The organism is Methylobacterium sp. Leaf465 (genome assembly GCF_001424705.1).
GTDB lineage: Bacteria > Pseudomonadota > Alphaproteobacteria > Rhizobiales > Beijerinckiaceae > Methylobacterium.
Genome location: NZ_LMRA01000044.1, coordinates 107,471 through 130,242, shown reverse-complemented (window position 1 = coordinate 130,242; position 22,772 = coordinate 107,471). Strand labels below are relative to the sequence as shown.

Annotated in this window: 18 protein-coding genes and 3 pseudogenes; 12 read left to right on the top strand and 9 right to left on the bottom strand. The window is 65.9% G+C overall.

Annotation, left to right across the window (positions count from 1 at the left end):
* Nucleotide 1: 1 nt before the first annotated feature.
* Together ASG51_RS17930 and ASG51_RS17925 are read right to left on the bottom strand one after the other, a co-directional pair.
* On the bottom strand, nt 2–1,987 hold the full coding sequence (locus ASG51_RS17930) for a HAMP domain-containing methyl-accepting chemotaxis protein (RefSeq protein WP_056382232.1): 1,986 nt from the start codon (nt 1,985–1,987) through the stop codon (nt 2–4).
* A 20-nt stretch (nt 1,988–2,007) separates the two neighbouring features.
* Nucleotides 2,008–2,991, bottom strand: a complete 984-nt coding sequence (locus tag ASG51_RS17925; protein ID WP_056277557.1) for a DctP family TRAP transporter solute-binding subunit — start codon at nt 2,989–2,991, stop codon at nt 2,008–2,010.
* Between the two features lie 435 nt (nt 2,992–3,426).
* Here ASG51_RS17925 and ASG51_RS23620 point away from each other — a divergent pair.
* A pseudogene (locus tag ASG51_RS23620) lies at nt 3,427–3,959 on the top strand (transposase); the annotation flags it as partial.
* Between the two features lie 174 nt (nt 3,960–4,133).
* Here ASG51_RS23620 and ASG51_RS23615 read toward each other — a convergent pair.
* Nucleotides 4,134–4,337, bottom strand: a complete 204-nt coding sequence (locus ASG51_RS23615; RefSeq protein WP_347379760.1) for a hypothetical protein — start codon at nt 4,335–4,337, stop codon at nt 4,134–4,136.
* Between the two features lie 195 nt (nt 4,338–4,532).
* On the bottom strand, nt 4,533–5,258 hold the full coding sequence (locus ASG51_RS17920; RefSeq protein WP_056382230.1) for a Crp/Fnr family transcriptional regulator: 726 nt from the start codon (nt 5,256–5,258) through the stop codon (nt 4,533–4,535).
* A 749-nt stretch (nt 5,259–6,007) separates the two neighbouring features.
* Between ASG51_RS17920 and ASG51_RS17915 the strand changes: the two genes are divergently transcribed.
* The gene (locus ASG51_RS17915; protein WP_162245251.1) at nt 6,008–11,446 is read left to right on the top strand and encodes a hypothetical protein; all 5,439 of its coding nucleotides are present in this window, start codon (nt 6,008–6,010) and stop codon (nt 11,444–11,446) included.
* A 499-nt stretch (nt 11,447–11,945) separates the two neighbouring features.
* On the opposite strand, the gene ASG51_RS17910 is transcribed toward ASG51_RS17915, so the two are convergent.
* Both ASG51_RS17910 and ASG51_RS17905 read right to left on the bottom strand, forming a co-directional pair.
* The gene (locus ASG51_RS17910; RefSeq protein ID WP_244479885.1) at nt 11,946–12,218 is read right to left on the bottom strand and encodes a hypothetical protein; all 273 of its coding nucleotides are present in this window, start codon (nt 12,216–12,218) and stop codon (nt 11,946–11,948) included.
* Between the two features lie 78 nt (nt 12,219–12,296).
* Nucleotides 12,297–13,079: a Crp/Fnr family transcriptional regulator gene (locus ASG51_RS17905; protein ID WP_056277567.1), complete on the bottom strand. Its 783-nt coding sequence runs from the start codon at nt 13,077–13,079 to the stop codon at nt 12,297–12,299.
* A gap of 369 nt (nt 13,080–13,448) precedes the next feature.
* Between ASG51_RS17905 and ASG51_RS25200 the strand changes: the two are divergent.
* From ASG51_RS25200 to ASG51_RS17895, 3 genes and pseudogenes are all read left to right on the top strand, one after another.
* A pseudogene (locus ASG51_RS25200) lies at nt 13,449–13,631 on the top strand (hypothetical protein); the annotation flags it as partial.
* 159 nt (nt 13,632–13,790) lie between these two features.
* Nucleotides 13,791–14,057: a hypothetical protein gene (locus ASG51_RS17900; protein ID WP_056277569.1), complete on the top strand. Its 267-nt coding sequence runs from the start codon at nt 13,791–13,793 to the stop codon at nt 14,055–14,057.
* Nucleotides 14,058–14,579: 522 nt separating this feature from the next.
* On the top strand, nt 14,580–14,855 hold the full coding sequence (locus ASG51_RS17895) for a hypothetical protein (RefSeq protein ID WP_156389779.1): 276 nt from the start codon (nt 14,580–14,582) through the stop codon (nt 14,853–14,855).
* A gap of 487 nt (nt 14,856–15,342) precedes the next feature.
* Here ASG51_RS17895 and ASG51_RS17890 read toward each other — a convergent pair whose 3' ends face one another.
* Both ASG51_RS17890 and ASG51_RS17885 read right to left on the bottom strand, forming a co-directional pair.
* On the bottom strand, nt 15,343–15,813 hold the full coding sequence (locus tag ASG51_RS17890; protein WP_056277575.1) for a hypothetical protein: 471 nt from the start codon (nt 15,811–15,813) through the stop codon (nt 15,343–15,345).
* A gap of 78 nt (nt 15,814–15,891) precedes the next feature.
* Nucleotides 15,892–17,070 (bottom strand): zinc-dependent alcohol dehydrogenase, encoded by a 1,179-nt coding sequence (locus ASG51_RS17885; protein ID WP_056216243.1) that lies wholly within the window; start codon nt 17,068–17,070, stop codon nt 15,892–15,894.
* 563 nt (nt 17,071–17,633) lie between these two features.
* Here ASG51_RS17885 and ASG51_RS17880 point away from each other — a divergent pair.
* The 4 genes from ASG51_RS17880 (at nt 17,634) to ASG51_RS17865 (ending at nt 19,800) form a co-directional block, all read left to right on the top strand.
* Nucleotides 17,634–17,819, top strand: coding sequence for a hypothetical protein (locus ASG51_RS17880; RefSeq protein WP_056216245.1), 186 nt, complete (start codon nt 17,634–17,636; stop codon nt 17,817–17,819).
* Between the two features lie 363 nt (nt 17,820–18,182).
* On the top strand, nt 18,183–18,533 hold the full coding sequence (locus ASG51_RS17875) for a hypothetical protein (protein ID WP_056216247.1): 351 nt from the start codon (nt 18,183–18,185) through the stop codon (nt 18,531–18,533).
* A gap of 46 nt (nt 18,534–18,579) precedes the next feature.
* The gene (locus ASG51_RS17870) at nt 18,580–19,482 is read left to right on the top strand and encodes a PHB depolymerase family esterase (RefSeq protein WP_056382226.1); all 903 of its coding nucleotides are present in this window, start codon (nt 18,580–18,582) and stop codon (nt 19,480–19,482) included.
* Nucleotides 19,483–19,557: 75 nt separating this feature from the next.
* Nucleotides 19,558–19,800, top strand: coding sequence for a hypothetical protein (locus tag ASG51_RS17865; protein WP_056216251.1), 243 nt, complete (start codon nt 19,558–19,560; stop codon nt 19,798–19,800).
* A gap of 200 nt (nt 19,801–20,000) precedes the next feature.
* Here the strand turns inward: ASG51_RS17865 and ASG51_RS17860 are convergent, their stop codons facing one another.
* Complete coding sequence (locus ASG51_RS17860) at nt 20,001–20,342, bottom strand: hypothetical protein (RefSeq protein ID WP_082514092.1); 342 nt, start codon at nt 20,340–20,342, stop codon at nt 20,001–20,003.
* 153 nt (nt 20,343–20,495) lie between these two features.
* Between ASG51_RS17860 and ASG51_RS17855 the strand changes: the two genes are divergently transcribed.
* The 3 genes and pseudogenes from ASG51_RS17855 (at nt 20,496) to ASG51_RS17845 (ending at nt 22,602) form a co-directional block, all read left to right on the top strand.
* A complete protein-coding gene (locus ASG51_RS17855) occupies nt 20,496–20,765 on the top strand; it encodes a hypothetical protein (protein WP_056382224.1) in 270 nt (89 codons plus the stop codon).
* Between the two features lie 272 nt (nt 20,766–21,037).
* On the top strand, nt 21,038–21,505 hold the full coding sequence (locus ASG51_RS17850; protein ID WP_056216256.1) for a MucR family transcriptional regulator: 468 nt from the start codon (nt 21,038–21,040) through the stop codon (nt 21,503–21,505).
* A gap of 445 nt (nt 21,506–21,950) precedes the next feature.
* Nucleotides 21,951–22,602 (top strand): annotated as a pseudogene (locus ASG51_RS17845) (response regulator transcription factor).
* Nucleotides 22,603–22,772: the final 170 nt, after the last annotated feature.

Below are 22,772 nucleotides of genomic sequence, written 5' to 3'. Positions count from 1 at the left end.
CTCAGGCCGCCTTCACCGCCATCAGGAACGTTCCGACCTCGTGACGGAGGCTCTCCGAATGATGGGAGAGTTCCTGCGCGGCGCCGAGCACCTGCGCCGCGGCACTGCCCGTCGAGTCGGCGCCCAGGCGCACATCGTTGATGCTACCGACGACCTGGCCGGTCCCGTTCGCCGCCTGCTGCACGTTTCGGGCAATCTCCTGGGTCGCGGCGCCCTGCTGCTCCATGGCAGCCGCGATGGCGTTCGAGGCCGCCGCCATCTGCCCGATCGTGCTGCCGATGGCCTGGATGGCCGCGACGGAGGCCTGGGTGACGCCCTGGATGGACGCAATCTGCCCCGCGATCTCCTCCGTCGCGCGCGTGGTTTGACCGGCAAGTTCCTTCACCTCGGACGCGACCACGGCAAAGCCCCGTCCGGCCTCGCCTGCCCGAGCCGCCTCGATGGTGGCATTCAGGGCGAGGAGGTTCGTGTGCCCTGCGATCTTGTTGATCATCGCGACGACGGTCTCGATCCGCTCGGCGGCACTGGCGAGTTGCCGGACCAGTCCGTCCGTGCGGCGAGCCTCATCAGCTGCCTGCTGCGCGATGCGGGCCGACTGACCGGCCTGCTGCGTGATTTCCTGGATGGATGCGGACATTTCCTCCGTGGCCGCAGCGACGGTCTGCACATTCGCGGAGGTGTGTTCGGCGGCCCGCATCGCCGTGCCGGATTGCCGGGTCGTCTGCTCCGCGGTGCCTGCCATGCCCTGGGCCGTGGCCTCCATCTCGGTGGAAGCACCGGCCAGACCCTGCGTGAGAACGGAGACATTCGCCTCGAACGCCTTCGTCAGGGCGTCGAGATGGTCGGCGCGTCGCATCTTCGCATCCGCCTCCTCGGCTGCCGCGGCGTCAGCCTGCTCCTTGGCGATGAGTGCGTCCTTGAAGACCTGGACGGCCCGCGCCATGGCACCGAGCTCGTCGGACCGGTGGGAACCCGGAACAGCCACGCCATGGTCTCCGGCGGCCAGGCGCTGCATCGCGCCGGTCATGGCCGCCACCGGCCCGGACACGCCGCGGCCGACACGCCATGCGAGGAGCCCGCCGATCACCAGGGCCACGCCACCGATCCCGATGACAAGCTGGCTCAGCTGGCTGGCATCCGCGGTCATCACCGCCATGATCTGCTGCTGTTCCCGGACCGCCCGCTCACGGGTCTCCTTGCCCAGGCCGATCAACGCGTCGCCCGTCTGCTTCAGGTTCTGATACGCCACCTCGACCTCGCCGGCGCCCTGCAGGACACCGTCGAGGGCCGCCTTGAAGGCTGCGACCTTCCCGTTCGCGACTTTGAGCGAGGCTTGGAGCAGGCCGGCTTCGTCGAGCCGGGACAGGGCCAGGAGTTCCCGGGTGTAGCGGCCGAACTCGACCGTGGCCGTGCTGGCATCCGCCGGATTGTTGCTGGAGCGGAAAAGATAGACCGCGCTCATGCCGGCCTGAAGGGCCCGGTCGGCGCGGAAGGTCGCGGCGGCGAGACCCGGTTCCTGCGCGGCGAGCTGCGCCATCGCGTAACCGGCGTTGGAGAGCGCTGCACCGAGCTTGACCAGATCCCCGAGGGCGGCTTTCCGCTTCTGCATCGCGCCGACGAGTGCGTCGGTGCCGGTGACGTAGTCGAGGGCCCGACTTCTGATCGCCGCATCCTGGCTGCCCGAGGGTTGGCCGCCGCTGTCAGCCCTCAGGGCGCCGAGACCGGTCTTCAGGTCGCTCAGCATGTCGCCCTGTTCCGTGCGCATGTAGTTGAGCACCAGGCGCCGCACCCCGTTGAGGAGCAGTTCGAAAGCGCTGGCCTCCTCGGCGGCCTGCATGCGGGAGCGGGTGCTCTCGATCTCCGCGTTGAGCACGCTGACGCTGCGGAAGGTCGTCAGGGCGGAGATGGTGAGGAGCAGCAGCACCACGGCGAAGCCGGCCAGGATGCGCTGAGAGACCGAGAGGCGGTCGAGGCGGAGCGTGAACATGAGCGGGAGCCTCGAAAGCGTCAGCGGATGGACTTGATCTGGCGGATCGTCTCGGCGCCGAACTTGGCGCTGAATCCGGCGGTCACGGATTGCAGGCTCTGTTCGAAGGCGGCGCGATCGACCGAGGCGACCACGTTCATCCCGGCCTTGCGCAGTTCGTCCACGCCCTCCCGTTCGGCGCGCCCGGCCGCCTCGCGGGACACCTGGCCGGCGGCCCGGGCCGCCTCGGTGAAGGCCTTCTGTTCGGCAGGGTCCAGGGAATCCCAGGCCGTCTTCGACATGACCATGACGGCCCAGGAGTAAACGTGGCCGCTCAGGGTCAGGTGCTTCTGAACCTTGTTGAAATGGGAGGCCGAGATCACCGCGATCGGGTTCTCCTGCCCGTCGAACTGCCCGGATTGCAGAGCGCCGTAGAGGGCCGGGAAGGCCAGCGGCTCCGCCTTCACGCCGAGGCTTCGAAAGCCCGTGAGCATGATGTCCGACTGCGGCACCCGCATCGAGAGGCCTTTCAGGTCCTCGGGATTGGTGACCGGGTGCTTGGAGTTGGTGATGTGGCGCATGCCGTTCTCGCCCCAGGCGAGCGCGATCATGCCCTTTTGCTGGAACCTCTTCAGGTAATCCTGCCCGACCGCGCCGTCGAAGACGGCGTGCGCATGGCCCGCATCGCGAAACAGGAACGGGATGTCGAAGATCCCGAATTCCGGGATGATGCTGGAGAAGGGCGCACTCGTGATGAAGGCCATATCGAGGTGCCCGAGGCGGAGCTCCTCCGCCATCTCGACTTCGCCACCGACCGCGCCGTTCGGATACAGCTCGACGCGATACGCGTTGCCGGTGCGCTTGGCGACTTCCTTGGAGAAGCGCTCGGCCCCTGCTCCGAGCTGCGAACTCTGGGCGAAGAGGAAGCCGAGCCTGAGGACGCGCTCCTCCGCCTGCGCCTGCGTGATGGTCAAAATCGAGCAGAGCCCGACGATCGTCGCTGCAACTCTGAGACGTCCAAGCACCGGCGTATCCTATGCGATAGTCGCCCATCGCTTAAACGCCTGCGCTTAAAAGAACATTGACAGCGTAGGTTAGCGAGCCAGCCTACCCTACACTCGAAATCATCTCAAAACGTAATCAGCAAGCTCTATGCCCTGCTCATTCGAAGTGCGATTGCTCTGATCGACACGCGGCTTACATGCGGCAGGCAACGGAACTTTCGCCCGGGGAAGTGCCCGCCATGAATCCGACCATTAACACGGATGTCATCGACCCAGACGATCGGGGCGCGCGGATGCCTGTTCTTGGAAAAAGGCGATCCTCAAATGCATTCGGACCATTCATCGATGGATAAATTGGCAGAGGCCAAAGGCGGACAGTTTTGCCACCTGGAAGCCTGCCCGAGTAATCCTCTCGATGGCTGCGCTTTGCGGTGATTCACGGGGCCCAAGGCCAAGATGCTTCGGGCGTGGAATGTCGATCAGGGCCGGCTTCTGCCGCCGTCGCCGCATTGAGTTCGTGCCGCCTGGGCCGAGGGCGCATTTCGAGCGCGACACGGGGCGAGAAGCCCTCGACCTCTCGGCCATCCGCGACACCCATACCGAGGAGCGCGGCGACCCGCCCGACCATCCCGGTACGATGGTGGCGCTCCTGCTCGACGGCGATCGCCGAGGCCCGTACGCTTTCAGGACCGCGACGGCGGGATCGCCGTCGAAGCGGTCCGCGCTCATCTCGGTCGGAAGCCGCGCGAGGTCTCGGGCGATGCCGGCTTTGCCAACGGGTCGAACCTCTCCGCGCCATGGCCGCACGCCTGAAGCGCGCTGGCCGCCGGAGCCGCGACCGCCCGAGAAGGCAGGTCGTCGAGCCGGTTTTCGGACCAATCCAGCAAGCCAGAAGCGTCCGGCAGTTCCTGCTGCGCGGGTTCGCCCAGGTTCGGGGCGAATGGGCCATGATCTCCAGCGCCCGCAACCTCCTTACATTGGCGAAGGCGACCTGCTCAGCCTGGCCGACAGGCATCCCGGATCCCGACCTCAATCCTGAAGCGCCAACCCCCTACGCGGACGGGCACCTCGTCGGCCGTGCTGCGCTCCTTGGCTTTCGGTTCGGCACCCGCCTCGCGACCGCCCGCTGCGGTGCGCTTCTCGGCCCTGCAGGCTGCGATCCCTCACCGAACAAGCCACGTTCCGACATACGATAAGGCGGCCGAGTAGATCGGACGACCTTCCTCATCCGTCACCATCACCGTGAAGGCTTGACGTTCTCCATCTGCCGGCACCGCACCGGCTGCGATGAGAGGCAGTAACTTCTTCGCCTCCTGGGCTGCCTCGGCAGGACCGGCAAGTTCCGTTCCGTCTTCATCGCGCGTCATCACACGATCATGCGTGTCAAAGAAGTATCGGGGCACTGGGACCTCCGGATGTATCCGGTAGGAGCACATAGGTCTCGTCGGAGCCTACGCCAGGGCTGGATGCGAAATTGTCCTCCACGCTGAAAGGACCGCATAAAAATTTGGATATAAGCCGTCTTTCGAAAAAAGAAGGTATTTCGATGCGACAAGGCAATCCTATATGAGCGCTAGTCTCTGTCGAAGATGAAGATATTGGTCATCGAACTCTGCAAAATCTTTAAGTGCTTTTAGATTTAATATGTCGACTTGCCTGTTTTTGAATTCGACGAGTTTTTCGACCCTCAGTCTCTGAAGCATGCGATTGACATGGACCGTCGAAAGACCGGTTGCGTCACCGATATCGGCTTGCGTCAAAGGAAGACCATATCTATCGCCTTCCGTGAGACCGACCGCCCCGAGGCGGGCGAGCAATTCACAGAACAGATGAGCGACTTGTTTTTCCGCCGAACGACACTTTGCCAGCACGAGCCACTCGCGCAAGATGCTCTCGTCTATGAGACTGATCCAGCGAAAGCCGTGATCGAGGTTCGGCTTGGTCGCGGTCAGATCATTGAAGTCCTTGAGTGGGATTTTGATGATTTCGCAGTCGCTCAAGGCGCGAACCGAATAATCCATCGGTCCTAGAACCTGCGCATTGAAATCGCAGATGTCTCCGGGAATGAGGAAGCTCAAGATCAACCGACCGCCATCGGCCAGGGCTTTGTAGCGGCAGGCAAACCCACTGTGGATGATGTGGGCGTGATCCGGCGCATCGCCGTGCCGGATGATGCTGCTGCGCGCGCGGACCGACACGATATGGGCTTTCAGCCCCTCCAGGCAGGCCCTGTCGGCCCCGGAGAGGTCAAAGCGGTGTTCGAGCTTCTGGACGAGAGGGTTGGACATGCGACTGGAAGCGAAGGTCCCGGCGGGGTCGGATGCATAAATACATTTTATTGGAAAACAGCAAGACAACGCTCAATCACGCCGTACTATTACAAATTGTCATGATCACGTTTTTTTGATATTAGGATATATATTTCAGTTAGAGTATCCGTTAGACTTTACTTCTCGGGACTCGATGGCAGCTGAAAACAAAATATCCGAATTTAATCTGAAATACGATTACAGCTTGGCTATATCAAGACGAATATTTGCCATCGTTTATTTAGTTTTCATAGCCAGGAGTCATTGGCTGATTTCATAGCTCTCTTTGGATGTTTCTGGAATATACAAATCGGTCAATCTCGGCGCGCAAATCAGTCAACGGCCATGCTTGAAGCGCGCTCTTCTAGTAGGCAGCGCACATCGTTCTGATGAAGATTTGCTAAGGACAAGCGACTGCCTGTTGCAAACTTACCAGTCCCTTCGACGCCGGAACGAATAGTTTAGACCCCCGCCTCGAATTATAACTCCATTAACCACTTGAGTTATTAACATTGATCATATCACGGTCGATGGTTCAGGCGATGATGTGGATCAGTTCAAATCGTTCGGGCTGTGCGAGCCCGAAACGTGCCTTTCGGACCGCACTTCTCGGCTCTTGGCGAGGGTCGGTCCTCTCATCGACAAGCTTGATCGCTCTGCTGTGCGCCACATCTGCGCAGGCGCAGTCGACGTCCCTGGTCGATGTCTGCGCCGGACTCGGCGTTCGATTGCCACATCTCACGTCCCCCACGCCGATCGCGTCGGGGGGGCTGCTCGGTGCGGTGGGCACGACGCTGACCGGCCTGGTCGACAACATCAATCAAGGGGTCATCGCACCCCTGTCGGATGTGACCCTGCGCGTCGGTGTCCTCGACGCCAACGGCAATCTCATCAGCGCCAACAGTCCCGCGGGCTGCAATCTCAGCGCATCCAGCCTGACCCTCGATTCCAGCAAGGGCCTGGCGATCGGTGGCGGCCGCATCACCGGTCTCGGCAGCCTGACCGGGAGCGCGGCGAGCGCGGGCGACGTCACATCGGTCGCACTGGGGAGCGGCTCCGTCACGGCCGCAGGCAAGACCAACGCGATCGCGCTGGGCTCGAGCGCCACCGTCACGGCGAACCAAGCCCTCGCGATCGGTCTGCGCGGGAGCGTCAGCGCCGATGATGGCATTGCCCTCGGCACCGACGCGCACAGCACGGCGGTCGCCGCCCTCGCCCTGGGGGCGCGAACGACCGTCGGCGCGGCAGGTGCGGTCGCCCTCGGCAGCGGATCCGTCGCCAACCGACCCGGACTCGGCGGCGCCGTCGAGAGCTTCAGCGGGACCACGGTCGCCTCCACCAGCGGTGCCGTCTCGATCGGCGATGCCGGCGCGGAGCGGCAGATCATCAACGTCGCCGGCGGGACGAAGCCCACCGACGCCGTCAATCTGCGGCAGCTCTCCAGTGTCGGCGGCAATCTCGCCAGCGGACTCGGAGGGGGCGCCAAGTTCGACGCCACCACCGGGCTCTTCACGGCGCCGAGCTTCACCGTCCAGGGCAGTTCCTTCAACAACGTCGGCGAGGCCCTCGGCGCGCTCGACCTTCGGGTGGCCGGCAACACCGCGGCGATCACCAGCACGGCTGCCGGTCTGCAGAGCCTGCAGAACCAGGTCACGGGCCTGCCCAGCTATGTCCAGCAGGATGCCGTCACGCGCACGGTGACGATCGGCAAGGGGACCGACGGGACGCTGCTGAGCCTCTCGGGGGTGAGCGGAGACCGTCGGGTGACGGGCGTGAGTGCCGGGCTCAACGGCAACGATGCCGTCAATCTCACCCAGCTGCGCGCGTCCGGCCAGACCCTCGCGTCATCCCTGGGCGGCGGCGCCGGCTTCGATCCGGTCACGGGCAGCTATCAGGCTCCGAGCTACAGCATCGGCGGGACCTCGCACGCATCCGTCGGCGGGGCGCTCGGGGCGCTCGACACCCTTTCGGTCCAGTACGTCCCGGGAAGCGGCGGCGCGGCGACCGCCTCGATCGATCTCAGCAAGGGCGGCATGCTCGGCGCCGTCGGAATCCATGGCTTGGCGCCCGGTCTCGTCGCCAATGGTTCGACGGATGCCGTCAACGGGGCGCAACTCTACGCCACCAACCAGCAACTGGCATCGAACAGCGCCGGCCTCGCCAGCCTGCAGACCGTCGTGGGCAGCAGTTCCCTGGGGCTCCTCAGCCAGGATCCGACCAGCCGCACCCTGACCCTGGGCGCTGCGACGGATGGCACGCGCGTGAGCATCGCCGGAACCCTCGGTGCGCGCCAGCTCAGCGGTGTCGCGTCGGGGTCCGTGAGTGCGGGCTCGACCGATGCGGTGAACGGCGCGCAGCTCAACGCCGCGAACCAGGCTCTTGCGGGCAACACCGCGGCCATCACCAGCGTGCAGGGCCAGCTCACGAGTACGGTCGCCACCCTCAATGCCTCGCTGGGGACCTTGCAGGGGCAGCTGGGCACGACGGCGACGTCCCTCACGAACACGGCCGGCGACCTCACCAGCCTGCGCGTCGGCGTCCAGACGGGAACGATCGGTCTCGTCCAGCAGAACGCGATCACCCGCGACATCTCGGTCGGCAGTGGCACCGATGGGGGCCGGATCAGCCTGGCCGGGACCTCGGGACCCCGTCAGGTCTCGGGCATGGCGGCCGGCACCGTCGCGGCCAACTCGACGGACGCCATCAACGGTGGGCAGCTCCACGCGACGAACCAGGCGGTTGCGGGCAACACGGTGGGTCTCGCCGGTCTCCAGGGCCAGGTGAATGCCCAGACGAGCGAGATCGCCAGCGCCACAGCGAACCTGAACACGCTTCAGGCCCAAACCACGACGAACGCGAACGGCGTCGCCAGCACCGCGAACAGCCTCGCCAACCTGCAGATCGGGCTGGCCAACGGCAGCGTCGGCCTCGTCCAGCAGACCGGTGCCGCAGGAACCGTCACGGTTGCCGGCGATACCGGCGGGAGCCTCGTCAGCGTCGGGGGGCGGGGTGCCGATCGCCGTGTGACCGGCGTGGCCGCTGCAACGGGCGCCAATGACGCCGTCAATCTGGCTCAGCTCAATACCCTCGTGGCCGGCCTCGGTGGGGGTGGAGCGCCGGCGCTCGCGAGCGACAATCTCTCGGGTGGCGCCCTGCCGCTGGCGACGGGCCGTGACGCGGTCGGTGTCGGCTACGGCGCACAGGCCACGGGCGCGCGCAGCATCGCCCTCGGCGCCGGCTCGATTGCCGATGGCGCCGATACCCTGTCCGTCGGCGCGGCCGGAGCGACCCGCCGCATCGTCAACGTCAGCGATGGGGCGTTGACGGCCGCCTCGAGCGACGCCGTCACCGGACGGCAGCTCCATGCCACGAACGAAGCCCTGGCGGCGACCACCGGACGGCTCACGGGCGTGCAGGGAGGCCTGACGGGCGTCGGTCAAGCTCTGGGTGGGGGCGCGGCCTTCGATCCGGCCACCGGAACCTTCACGGGTCCGACCTTCACGGTGGCCGGGCTCGGCTATGGCACCGTCTCGGGCGCCATCGGCGCCCTCGATGCCCGAACGGAGGGAAACAGCACCGGGATCGCGGCCCTCCAGCGCGCCGGCGCGGCCAATGCCATCACGGTCACGAACCTCCAGGGGCAGGTGACCGCGAACACGACCCATCTGACGGGCGTGTCGGCGGGGCTCTCCAGCCTGCAGACCGGCCTCGCCGACGGCACCCTCGGACTCGTTCAGCAGGATCCGGCGAGCCGTGATCTCAGCGTCGGTGCGACCACGAACGGGACCCAGATCAGCCTGTCGGGGCGTGCGGGCGATCGGCGCGTCACCGGTGTGGCCGCCGGCCTGAGCGCCAACGATGCCGTCAATGTCGGCCAGCTCAGCGCGGCCCTGACGAACGTGAGCACGGGAAGTTCCCCAGGCGTCGCCATCAACGGCCAGTCCGGTCTGCCGATCGCCGCGGCGACCGGGGGCGATGCGGTTGCACTGGGCTACGGTGCCGCGGCGGGCGCGGCGCGCTCGGTGGCGCTCGGCAGCGGCTCGGTCGCGACGCAGGCGGATACGGTCTCGGTCGGTGCTCCCGGAGCCGAGCGCCGCATCGTGAACCTGGCCGGCGGCACGCTCGCCTCGGGGTCGACCGACGCGGTCAATGGCGGCCAGCTCTACAGCACGAACCAGCAGGTGAGCGCGCTCTCGACGTCGCTGACCGCCCTGCGCGGCAGCCTGGACGATGGCGCGATCGGTCTCGTGCAACAGCACGGGGCCAGCGGCGGCATCACGGTGGCCGCAGGGACGGGCGGCAACGTCGTCGATCTCACGGGTTCGCAGGGCACCCGGACGCTGAGGGGGCTGGCCGCGGGAACCGCCGGCAACGATGCCGTCACGCTCGCCCAGCTGGATGCGGCGGTGACGGGGGTCGGCGCCCGCATCGGCGATCTGCCGCTGGCCACGAGCAACCCGTCCGGCCTCGCGGCGCCGTCCGTGACGGCCCGTGATGCCCTCGCGCTCGGCCAGGGGGCGACGGTCACGGCAGCGCGCGCCGTTGCGCTGGGCAACGGCGCGCTTGCGGATCAGGCGGACACGCTCTCGATCGGACGCGTCGGCGCCGAGCGGCGCATCGTCAATGTCGCCGGGGGCGGCCTCGGCAGCGGTTCCACCGATGCGATCAACGGCGGGCAGCTCTTTGCCACGAACACCCAGCTTGCCGGCATGCTGGGGGGCGGGGCGCGCTTCGATGCCGTCGGTGGCTGGACCCGGCCGAGCTACAGCATTCGCGGCAGCACCTACACCGATGTCGGCAGCGCCCTCAGCGCCGTCGATACGGCTTTGGCCCGCAACGCCACGGACATCGGGGCGGTGGCGCAGCAGATGGCCTCTCTCCAATCCAGCACCTCCGGCGGTTCGGTGAGCCTGTCGCCGACGGGCTCGGGGGGAGCCGTCACCGTCGCGGCACAGGCCGGTGGAATCGTCGTCAGCGTGTCCGGCACGGAGGGGCCGCGGCAGGTCAGCGGCGTCGCCGACGGCAAGGCCGCGGGTGATGCGGTCAACCTTGGCCAGCTCAACACGACGGCGCAGGCCGTCGAAGCCAAGCTTCAGGACTTCCCGGTCCGGTCGAACAACACCCGTGGCGCGGTCAAGCCGGTCGCCTCCGGCGCCGATGCCTATGCCAGCGGTTACGGGGCCATGGCCGTGGGGGTCGCGAGCGTTGCCGTGGGCTCCATGACCACCTCACGGGGCGAAGGCACGACCAGCATCGGCCATGACAGCGCGGCGGCAGGGGACCGGACGACGGCCGTCGGTGCGAGCAGCCTCGCCAGCGGCGCCGACAGCGCAGCCTTCGGACAAGGCAGCCAGGCGATGGCTGCCGCGACCACCGCCATCGGCACGGCGGCTCAGGCGACCTGGGATGGATCGACGGCCATCGGCTACGGGGCACGGGCGATCGCGGACCCGACCACGGCCGTCGGCTACAACACGCTGGCCAGCGGGAACGAAGCCTCGGCCTTCGGTGCCTTCGCCAGCGCGACGGCGGAGAACAGCACGGCCCTTGGCCGCTCGGCAAATGCCGCTGGCGCGGGCGCCACGGCCGTCGGGATGAATGCGAGCGCGCAAGGCTCCGACGCGATCGCCCTGGGACGGGGGGCCGTGGCGAAGCAGGACAATGCCATCGCGATCGGTGCGGGTGTCGCCACGGCTCGGGCCAATCAGATCGCCATCGGCTCGCAGCGCAGCAGCTACACCTTGGCCGGGGTCGGCTCTTCGCAGAGCAGGGCGGTCCAGACGGGCGCCACCGCGTTCGTGACCGCCGATGCCGCCGGCAACCTGGCGACCTCCGACTATGGACCTGGCCATATCGCAGGCTTGGCGAACCAGGTTGAGACCCTGGGGGCGCAGATCAACGGCATCGGCCAGTACGCCACGGCAACGCGGCGCGAAGCGCGCCAAGGCATCGCTGCCGCCATGGCGATGACCTCGGCCTCCATGCCGTCGCAGCCCGGCAAGACAAGCTGGACGCTCAACGGCGCCACGTTCCGGGGCGAGTGGGCCGGAGGAGTCGGGCTGGCGCATCGGCTGGATACCACGATCCCGATCGCGCTGACGGCCGGCTACAGCTACAGCCAGGCCAATCAGCAGGGTGTCCGCGCGGGGTTGGCCGGAGAGTTCTAAAGCGATTGCCAGCGCGGGCTGAAAGAAGAAATAGAGACTCTGCCAAACGAAAGATCAAGTCGACGCCGGCGTTTGCTGCGTGGTTCAATCAATGCTTCGTCTCAGCACCCGATGCGCGAGACCGCAGCGCTTCACTCCACCAACACAGGCGGACGGGCGGCGTTTCGCGTGCAAGGTCATGCATGACGAACGCGATACGATGCCGGTGTTGTTTGTTTCAAATTTCTCTGTCGGGGAGGCTGGATGATCGACTGATGTTTCTGCGACAGGATGCGCGGCCGCGACTGTCCCTCGGCGCAGATCGAGAGGGATGGAGCGATCCGATCGGATGAACGCGCCGCAGGCTGTCCCCCAGGTCGGCGGCCGACCTCGGCAAGGGCTCATGCCTTGTTCCGCGTCGCCTGGAGGCGAAAACGGGCTCCTTCAGCACCGGATCGCCGTGGGCGTCGTACACCGCTGCGGCGTGGCACGGCGTTTCACTCGGCGTGCGAGACCCTGTTCATCGGATCAGCCAGGTGCCCGTGTAGGTCATGGCGGCCGAGTAGATCGGATGCCCGTCCTCGTCCGTCACGAGCACCGAGAAGGCCTGGTGTTCGCCATCCTTGGGGACCTCGTGTGCGACGATCCCCGGCAGGACCGATTTGGCATACTGAGCTGCCTCCTCAGGGCCGCGAAGGTCCATGCCCTCGTCATCGCGCGTCGTCTTGCCGTCGTGAATATCGAAGAAGTAGCGAGGCACGGCGTTCTCCACGCGCAGCAGGCGGGAGCACACGGGGTCTCACAGGCGCGGAAGGCCGGGACAACATGGCCGCGATACGGTGCAGCATAGGCCACGCGCCCGACCAAAGATTTAACAAATGGGTGTGACGTCTTGTCCCTGAGGATGCCGCTGACGCCCTACAACGCCGGGTGCGGGGGGGGCCTTCGGGTGCAGGTGAAGGTAGTTCGGATTGAAGCCCGCATAGCCCTGGATGGCGGCAACGTTCGGTAGGGTCACCCGCCGCTCCTTGATGATGACCAGCCCCAGGCCCCGCAACTCCTGCAGCACACGGTTGATGTGCACGTTCGAGAGCCCCATGGCATCACCGAGGTCGAGCTGGGTGAGAGGGAACGGGTAGCTGTTGTCCGTGGCGAGCCCGACCGTCTGCAGACGGATCAGGAGCTCACAGAACAGATGCGCGACTTGCCGGTCGGCCGAACGCCGACCCATGCAAACCAGCCACTCCCGGAGGATCGCCTCGTCGACCAGGCCAGCCCACTGCAGGGCGCGGTTCAAGGCCGGGTGACGTGCGGTGAGATCGTTCACGACCGAGCGAGGGATCCGCACCACGTCGCAGGAACTGATCGTTCCGATGCAGTGGTCCATCGCGCCGAGGATCGAGACGTTCAGGTCGCAGAAGTCTCCGGGGATCAGAAAGGCGACGATCGACCGTCCGCCGCCGGGAAGAACCTTGTAGCGGCAGGCAAACCCACTCTGGATGAGGTGGACGTGATCCGGCACGTCCCCCTCCGAGATGAGGGTGGTGCGGGCGTGAACCCCACGAAGGTGTGCGCTCGCGCTCCTGAGAGCCTGCTCGTCAGACTCGGAGAGTGCAAAGCGGCGTCCGAGCTTCTGGATGAACGGATTGAGCATGTGCCCTCCTGGGCCATGCCCCGCGCTCAGTATGTCGACCTAAGCAGCCTCGACCGGAAAGGTTGCGCCGTAGCTTAGAACACAATCCCCGACATCATTGCAATGTGATCGTCGCACAGCATGCCGGTCGATTTCGGGAATGCTAGGTCCTGACGTTCCGTCTGCAGCCAGCGAGCGTTTGCAAGCCGTCCGAGTCAGGCATTGGTCTTATTTATTGACGTGTCTCGGATGCGGTCGTTTTCCCGGCATCCTCGCGAGGCGTGGTTCGAGCAACGTCGAGACGCCTCGTTTCTGTCGGGAAAATAGAACCGCAGTCTCATGGTGGATGAGACGGACCGGGATCGCGATCCCACATGCGCGTCGGATACCGTCCGAACCACGCGCGGGGTCTTGGCCACCGGGCATCGCGATCACGACACGGCGAACCAAGGGCCTGGAAACCTCGCGGACTTCCGCCAGCCCTGCCACCTGAACCACGATCGGCCCGAACACCGGCGCTGGTCTACCTTGTTCGAAAGCAGGCCTTTAGACAATCTTTTTCACGGTCCGTACCACAAGAGCCGAAACCAGATGTCCCTCATCCGTGTTTCATCCGGCGCATCACGTGTCTCCTGGCACGTCGAGAATGACAAGGGCTCCCTACATTTCTTTCAGACAAATAGAAATGATCCGGTGACTTGGTTCGTGCTGTAAAGGCGCGCGTCGGTCTCAATGAAGATCCGTATCGCCGCCCTCGCCGCCGCCCTTGTCATTGGCGTTGCCTCGATTTCGTCCGCGATCGCTTACGACAGCCCCTCTCGTTACACCACGTTCGCGCCCTACGACGTTGAGACCACCGGATCTCTGGACGGCCGCCGCTTCGCGCCGCCGCGCAATCCCGATCGTTGTGCGATGAGCTCGGCCGCCGAGGGCAACGCCAACCAGCAGAACTTCCCCACCCAGCAATACGGCCAGACCTCGGGCGGGAACCGCTGCTGATCGCGGGAAGGGGGGACACCGGCATGCTGCTGAGAGGCTTCTCCTACGCCATGATCGCCGTCTTCGCGGGTGGGCTCGTCTTCACCATCGTCGGCTCGGCCAACGCCTTCCTGGGCCTGTAACGGCTCGAACCCACCGATCTGCCTTCGGTGATCCGCGCCGACTCTTGACCGGAGCGGGTCCTCTTTAACGATTGGCCTGTCGGCTCGAGCGGCCCCTTGCAGGATCTCGGACGGTCAGTGGCGGGGCGAAAGCCGCGCCGCTTACGTGTCAGGTGTATGTCGCGAACGATACATCACCGAGTTGAGCAAGTGCTCGTCGGCTGCATCTTGAGGCACTATCCACGGCAGATCATCTCTGCGCCTCAAAATTGATCTATGTTTCAGTGTCAGCCGCTGTTCACCCACTTTGCTGATCTGCAAAAATTGCAGTTCCTTCCGTCCAAAAACTGTGAAACGCTCACGCGAACAGTGGGGTGATTTGGCTCGACGTTGATCGATTGGCGAGGCATGGGAGATCAGCATGAACAACGCAGATCGGGCCTGGGACTTGGATCGCCAAATTGAAAAAAGTGAAGGAGAAATTTCCCAGCTTATCCGCGATATCTTGGATGCGATCGAGGTTTCCTGCGATGTGGTGCAGGAAGAGAAGGAATTCTTCGAGCTGACCGCGAAGCTGTTCGAGCTTCGCATCCGGCGCGCGTGTCTTCCTGGCGTGCCGGCGCCGATCCCCCTCGTGAAAGGTGTCTGGCGGCCTGCGGTCACCGGCTCCATTGCGGCAGCCCCGCCCATGCCATGACGATGATGGCCTGGTCGATAAAGGCCTTGTCCATAAAGGTCTGCCCCGTCCGTTGCCGACCGTCGGAATGTGCCATCCGCACAGCGAAGGCCTCCGCGGCGTGTCGGTCCCTCCGCCGGAATCCACCGCCGCATCGCCTGCGGCCCGAAGCAGGTCGGCCGCATCGCTGAACAGGCCCGTCACCGCACCGGCCTTCCGAGCGCGCAGGCGCTACGAGATTCCCGGATCGGCCCCTCCGATGGGGATGCGGTGGATCCGCCTCGCGAACGCCGCGGCCCCACGCTTCGACGTTCTCAGCCGATAGCCCCGCTCGGCCAAACACCAGGCGCACCCTGGTTGGCACCAAGGCGCGCAAGGCCGACACCTCGGGCCAGCCGCTCGCCCGCATGATTTCTCGGCCCGCTGCAGGACAGGCCACGCCATCCATATGGGCAGCCTGTCCGCTGGCCCCTCGACCGCAGCGCCGGACCCTTCACGGGGGAGACGTCTACGCCGCTCGGGCCGCGACCTTCGCAAACGTTCCCGTCGCAATCTGGTCTTCGAGCTGAGCCTTGAAGTCCGCGATACCAAGGACCTGGACCGGGTTTCCGCTCTCATCGAGGAACTCGTAGAGCGCGTCCTCGATGTTGCGGTTGCTGAAAAACACGATGGCGTCCTGATCGCCGCCGCCTTCCATGTGCGGTTCGCCGTTCGCTGCGCCGGAGACGAAGCTGCCGGTGGGGCGAACTTCTTTCGGCTCGCCAGTCTCACCGTAGAACCGAAGCTCGCCCTGCATCACGAGGGTGACGTAGGGGCACTTGTGCCGATGGAGCATCACCCGCTGGTTCGCCGCGAACTTGAACACGACGTCGACGATGCGGTTCTCCTCGTCGACTTTGTAGACGAAAAACGCGATGTGCGGGAGCCAATCCAACGTCCGCCACGTGATGTTGCGCTCATCGAAGGTGGAGTTCGGCATTCGGTTTCCTTCCGCTTGTTCTTATTGGTTCGGGACCGGCACGCATGGCGTCGGCGCTCCGGCCCCGTCGATGGCTGCTCAACCGTGCGGCTTGAACACGACCTTGGTGCAGTTGTCCTTCTTGTCCCGGAACATCTCGTACAGGGCCGGGCCGTCCTCCAGGTTGCTGGAGCGATGGCTGATGATGAAGGACGGATCGATGTCACCGTTCTGGATGCGCTCCATCAGCGGTTTCATGTAGCGCACCATGTGAGTCTGGCCTGTCTTCAGGGTCAGCCCCTTGTTCATCAGGACGCCCAGGGCGACGGGACCGACCGGACCGGCGAAGACGCCCGGCATCGAGACGTTGCCGCCGGGACGGCAGGCCAGGATCGCCTGGTTCAGCGCGAAGGGGCGCTCCAGGCTGACGGTGTGCTCCATGATGGCGGAGGAGACCTTCTGCAGCGTCGTGTCGGCGCCGTGGGACTCCATGCCGACCGCCTCGATGACCGAGTCGGGACCCAGGCCGTGGGTCATCTCCATGAGCGTGTCCTGGATGTTCTCGGTGGCCAGATCGATGGTCTCGGCACCCGCCTGCCGCGCGAGAGCCAGGCGCTCGGGGACGCTGTCGATGGCAATGACGCGCTTGGCGCCCAGCATCAGGCAGCACTTGACCGCGAGCACGCCGACCGGACCGCAGCCCCAGATCGCCACCGTGTCTTCCGGGCCGATGTCGCAGTGCTCGGCGGCCTGGTAGGCCGTCGGGAAGATGTCGCTGAGGAACAGCACCTGCTCGTCGGTGAGCCCCTCCGGCACCACGATGGGGCCGACATCGGCGTAGGGCACCCGCAGGTACTCGGCCTGCCCACCGGCGAAGCCCCCCGTGATGTGCGAGAACCCGAACAGGCCGGCGAGCGGATAGCCGTAGGTTTCCGCCTGCAGCTTGCCGTTCGGGTTGGTGCGCTCGCAGCAGCTCCAGTTGCCCCATTTGCACTGCCGACACTCGCCGCAGCAGATGGTGAAGGGCACCACGATGCGGTCGCCGACCTTGAGCTTCTGGTTGTCGCGTCCGACCTCGATGACCTCGCCCATGGTCTCGTGGCCGAGGACGTCGCCACACTCCATCGTGGGCATGAAGCCGCCCATGAGGTGGAGGTCGGAGCCGCAGATCGCGCAAGCGGTCACCTTGATGATGACGTCGCGGCCATGCTCGATCTTGGGATCGGGGACGGTCTCGCAGGAGATTTTACCCCTGCTCTGCCATGTGAGGGCTTTCATCGGGGGTTTCTCCGCAGATTTTGAAAAGGGTCTCACTCAGCCAACCTCCGAATCTCCCGAATGATCCGGGCGGATCTCGTTTGCTTCATCGCCCGGCCGGATGTGCCCGCTTCAGGCCCGTGGGGGCGTTTCGGCCAGGATCCGGGCCTCGGGGACGCTCAAGGGGCGTGACCCCGTGCCTCTGCCGGACCTGACGCGACGCCTCTTCCAGCTGCGCGAGCGTTCGCGCGGCCGCCTCGGTCCCTCGCGGGCCGCCATCGGGTCCAGGCGCGATGTCCCGACGGGAGGCTCGGTGTTCTCCCTTGACACCCGAGGGCGCGGTATGCCTTGTCGAAGGCCGTGACCTTGCCTCACAGCCACGCGATTTTCACGGCCCTCCAGTTCGGCGACTGGGGGGCCGTCGTGGTTTCAGGGTCTATCTTGCGGCGGTGATCTGCCCTGATGCCGGCGAACGCCTCGTCCCGAAGGGCAAGCGCAGCCAGGCATGCCGGGTCGCGTGCCCGGCGGGGTTCAGTCACCGGTAGCCCCGTCCCGATCGAGAACCAGCTGGAAGGCAGAGCATCATGACGAGCGACGACAGCGGCGCCCGGGATCGTCGCGAAACGAAGGTTGCAAAGCACCTGGAAAAGGCGCGCGCCGGGGGCGAGGCCCGCGCTGACTACGACGCGACCCAGCAGGCCACCGAGGACAAAACGGTACGCCTCAAGGCGTTGCGGCTGGCCAAGGAGAAAGCCGAGAGGGAAGGCTGATTTGGTCCTCCGGGTCCGGAGGAGCCGCAGAACCGACGGGCGAGATGGCCCTTCGGAGGGCGCGACATCGATCGGGAGACGGCGCGTCGTCGGCCAGTCCCGTGCGCGTCATGCCGAAGATCGAAAAAGGTCTTTCGTTGCCAGGCAGGGGGCCGGGACCTGCTCAGGGTGGATTCCGGCCGTTCCCTCGACGTCACACGGGCAAACGCGCATCTGACCTGCGTTTCCTGTTGCGCCGCAACATACGTTGTTGTGGCTCGTTGATGGGGCGCTACCCTCGCATCGACGGGTGAGGGACGGCATCGACGGTTCGCTCGCCGAGCGACGCCCACGATGCTGCGCCGACCCCGAAAGGTCCTCCCGATGCGCGTGATCGCCCTCCTCGCTTCCTTCGTTGCCCTCGCACCGCTTCCGGCGCTCGCTTCTTCATGCGGGGAGCAGATCGGCACGATCGAGCGTCGGCTCGACAGTGCCGGAGCCATCCAGATCACGGGCCTCCAGGAAGGTCACACCCTTCGCACGGGTTCGCCGCGCGGCATCAGTGCCGTTCGTCTCGATGCACCGACCGATCCCGAGACCCTCTCGACAGCCTCTCACATCGCTGAAGCCCGCATCCTGATCGCGCGCGCATCCGGCGAGGATCGCCAGGGCCAGCAACGCGCCTGCGAGAACACCATGAGCGAGGCCAAGGGCATGATCGGCGCCCTGCCGTAGTCGACCCGGAACCACCTCACGCGGCCTGGCCGGCGAAAGCATTCTCATGACCGGATATCTCGGCACGGCCCCAACGATGACCCGTGAGCGGGCCATCGACTGGCCGCAGGCGCTGCAGCGGCGGTTCGGCAACGAGGCCGGCAGCCGGGCCTATGACCTGTTCGTGCCATCGAGCTATGGCGAAGCGGCCCTTCCCCTCGTGGTGATGCTGCATGGCTGCTCGCAGACGTCGCGCGACTTCGCCATCGGAACACGGATGGATCATCTCGCCGAGGAACACGGCTTCCTCGTCGCCTATCCGGATCAGCCCAGATCCGCCAACATGGCCAAGAGCTGGAACTGGTTCAGGGACGGCGACCAGCAGCGCGACCGGGGTGAGCCCTCCATTCTGGCGGGACTTACCCATCAGGTCATGAGCGAATTCAGCGTCGACCCCGGACGGGTCTACGTCGCGGGTCTCTCTTCGGGAGGCGCCGCGGCGGCCGTGATGGCTCTCGCCTATCCGGACCTTTACGCGGCGGTCGGTATTCATTCCGGTCTGGCAGGCGGATCGGCGGGGTCGATGGCGACCGCATTCTCGACGATGCGCCGGGGAGCCCTGCCTGCGCTGCACCGTCTCGCGCATGAAGTGCCGACCATCGTCTTCCATGGGGACAACGACAGGACCGTGTCGCCCGTCAACGGCGATCAGGCCATGGCGCAGGCTCGGCCGGACGTCCCGTTCAAGACCAGCACCATCACGGGGCGATCGGAGGGCGGCATGGCCTACACACGGACGATCCTGACGGCGCCCGACGGCCCCTGGACCTCGGAACAATGGGTCCTCCACGGAGGCGGTCACGCCTGGGCGGGTGGCAACCCTGCGGGCTCCTACACGGACCCGGCCGGCCCGGATGCCAGCCGTGAGATGCTCCGGTTCTTCCAATCCCACGCAATGTCGACGGTCTGAGCGGAGGTCGTGCACGCTCCGCCGAGCCCGGCCTCGATCTCTCATGGGCCGCCCTCGGCCCAGCAAAGGCATATCATGGCTGAGAACCCATCGAATTTCGTTCGCGACTGGATCAGCGAGCACGTCCGGAGCGATCCCTTCTTCAACGGGCATGTCGAAGAACGCGTCGGGCTCGTCCTGAAGCGTCTGACGTCGGCCTCGGAAGCGGCCGACATCCCGCAGGACGATCCGGAGCTCGCGCCCGACCTGCTTCGGGATCTCATCCAGGCCGCGATCGAGAGAACCCGCGACCCCTCCGCCGGGCTTCAGTCGTTCTGACGGTTCACGCCGGATGACGCCGGCCGGTGCCGGTGGCCTGTCCGGCCCACGAGGGAGTCGGCGCCGAGCGTCCCGGCATGCGGACCTCGCCGGTTCGACGAGGGACGGCCGTACGGCGACGGAGCAGGCTATGGCCGCCGTGGAGGCGACCCGGACGACCGCCCGTGGCGATTCTCCGACGGCGACTGCGGGCCTCCGCGCTAGCGACCGTCGGGCCGCCAGCCGGTCAAGCCCGCCCAGGCCTCGTCGATGATGTGCTCGCGTCGCGCGGCACGGTCCCGAGCGGCATCGGCGACGCAGCGCAGCGCGGCCTCCATGGCTTCGGGGCCGCCGGCTGCCGAGGCGTCCTCGCCCTTCCGCCGGATCGCGGCCTGGAAGGCCTTCACCGCGGGTCCGGCCGTCGGGCCGCTCTCGACCGCTGCGACGAGATCCAGCAAGGCCTTCACGATCGGTACGATGGCCTCCTGCCATGGGGGCGCAGGCGGCGCCGCCGGACTGTGCGGTGCGGCGGAGGACGGCACGGTCGTTCGTGGGCGGATCATGACGGCGTACTCCCGAGGCCGAAGGGTGGGTCCGATACCTGAGTGCCAAACGGCACGACATTCCAGACGAGGCAGGCCTAAATCAAGGTCACCGAACAAGTCACGGCCCGCCGCCATTTGACGGAGACCGCGCAAACCCAAGTGGATTGTGCCATGAACATGCGTCTTGCTTCTGCCGTTGCTGCTGTCGTCCTGAGCGTCGGCGCGATGGCTTCGCCCGCCCTGGCCCAGAGTTACACCGCTCCCGCCGGCATCCCCACCGTGACGGCGCCCGGTGGACTCGAGGGCCGCAGCTACGACGCGATCACGACCGGATCGATCCGCACCGTGCGTGGCCACGACTCGGCCCAGGAGGGCAACGCCAACCAGCCGAGCTTCCCCGTCCAGCAGTACGGTCAGACCTCGGGCGGCGCGGCTCGCTGAGCCTCCACCTCTGTGATGCGACCAGCGGCGAGGCGAAAGCCCCGCCGTTTTTGTTTCAAGGATCGGCCGATCGCGACCATCGCAGAATCGCGTCTCGGATATTTGATCCAAGGCCTTTCGTACCTCGATCCTAATGGCACAGCTTGAGCGCGTTCGGAAAGGCTATAGGTCATAGCGTGTGTACGAACGGGGCAAGCAGACCACATCCCTCTTGAATATCAGTCCTAGATCTATCATGCCTTTATCTGAGCTTATTACAACCAGATGGTAGCATGACGGACAGCGCAGACAACCAGAACTCCGATCTTGTCGACCTCGCCGGTGACATCGTCTCCGCCTATGTCGCGAACAATTCGCTTCCGACATCCGAGCTGGCGGGGCTGATTCGGAGTGTCCATGCGGCGCTCGCGCGGCTCACCACCGGGGTGGCCGAGCCCGTTCCGGAGGAGGCCCCCGAGAAGGCGACGCCCGCACAGATCCGCAAGTCGGTGACGCCGGCCGGTATCGTCAGCTTCCTCGACGGCAAGACGTACAAGACGCTCAAGCGTCACCTGACCGGCCATGGCCTCGATCCGCACAGCTACCGTCAGCGCTACGGCCTGCCGGCGGACTACCCGATGGTCGCGCCGGACTATGCCGCCCAGCGTTCGGCCCTGGCAAAGTCGATCGGCCTCGGCCGGGTCGGCGATCGCAGCGAGGCGCCACAGCCAACGGCCAAGGGGCGTGGCAAGGCCGCGTAGCCCTGAATCGCCTGCAAGGCGGCCCGCCAGCGCGGTCGCCGGTCGCTTCACGACGGTCGGCGACAGCCGAGACGGGCCGGCGACGGCGGAATCAGACGCTCTGCGACGTTCTATGCTCAGGGAACGGCGCAGGGTTCGGCCGCCACGGCACCCGCAGCGCGGGACGGACGCGCATCCCCGATGTGGCGGTCCCACATCGACACGCGGGACGAGGATTGGCCGTGAGCCTTCGGGTAACCGAAGGCCGGCATCCTGACGGCGAGCCACGTTGCGTACCGGCTCGCCCGTGAGATGGACGATCCTCCCCGCCAGCCCGTGAACAGATCGGGCGGCGGGGCTGCGTCATGAACCACCATCCGGATGATCGGGGCTTCAAGGCCGGTGTTTTGTGGAGCGGCGGTGCAACCTTAACGGTTTGTTGCCGATGCGCGTTCAATCCTGGCCCATGCGTGTGCTGCTGATTGAGGACGACGCCTCTGTCGCGCAGAGCATCGAGTTGATGCTCAAGTCCGAGAGCTTCAACACCTACACCACGGATTTGGGTGAGGAGGGGATCGATCTCGGCAAGCTCTACGACTACGACATCATCTTGCTGGATCTGACCCTGCCGGACATMTCGGGCTACGAGGTGCTGCATGGCCGGCATCGAGGACAAGGTGAAGGGCCTCGGCTTCGGCGCCGACGACTACCTGACCAAGCCCTTCCACAAGGACGAACTCGTCGCCCGCATCCAGGCGATCGTGCGCCGCTCGAAGGGCCACGCCCAGTCGGTGATCACCACCGGCGACCTGATCGTGAACCTCGATGAGAAGACGGTGGCGATCGCGGGTAGCTACGTGAAGCTCACGGGCAAGGAGTACCAGATCCTGGAGCTGCTGGCCCTGCGGAAGGGCACGACGCTGACCAAGGAGATGTTCCTCAACCATCTCTACGGCGGCATGGACGAGCCCGAGCTGAAGATCATCGACGTCTTCATCTGCAAGCTGCGCAAGAAGCTCGCCAACGCCAGCCAGGGCAAGAACTACATCGAGACCGTCTGGGGCCGCGGTTACGTGCTCCACGATGGTGTCTCGGAGATGCGCGCCCTGGCCGGTTGACGGACCCCGCTGCGCACCGGCCGGTCGATCCATGTCCAACCCGGCGCGTCGTTTCCTTCGGCCGACAGAACCCGTCCGGGGAGGGCCTCGGACGGCAGATCCGCCCCGAGGGATCCTCGGATCGCACGATGCCCACGCACAGCCCGCGGCCTAACGGCCCGCGGGCCGTT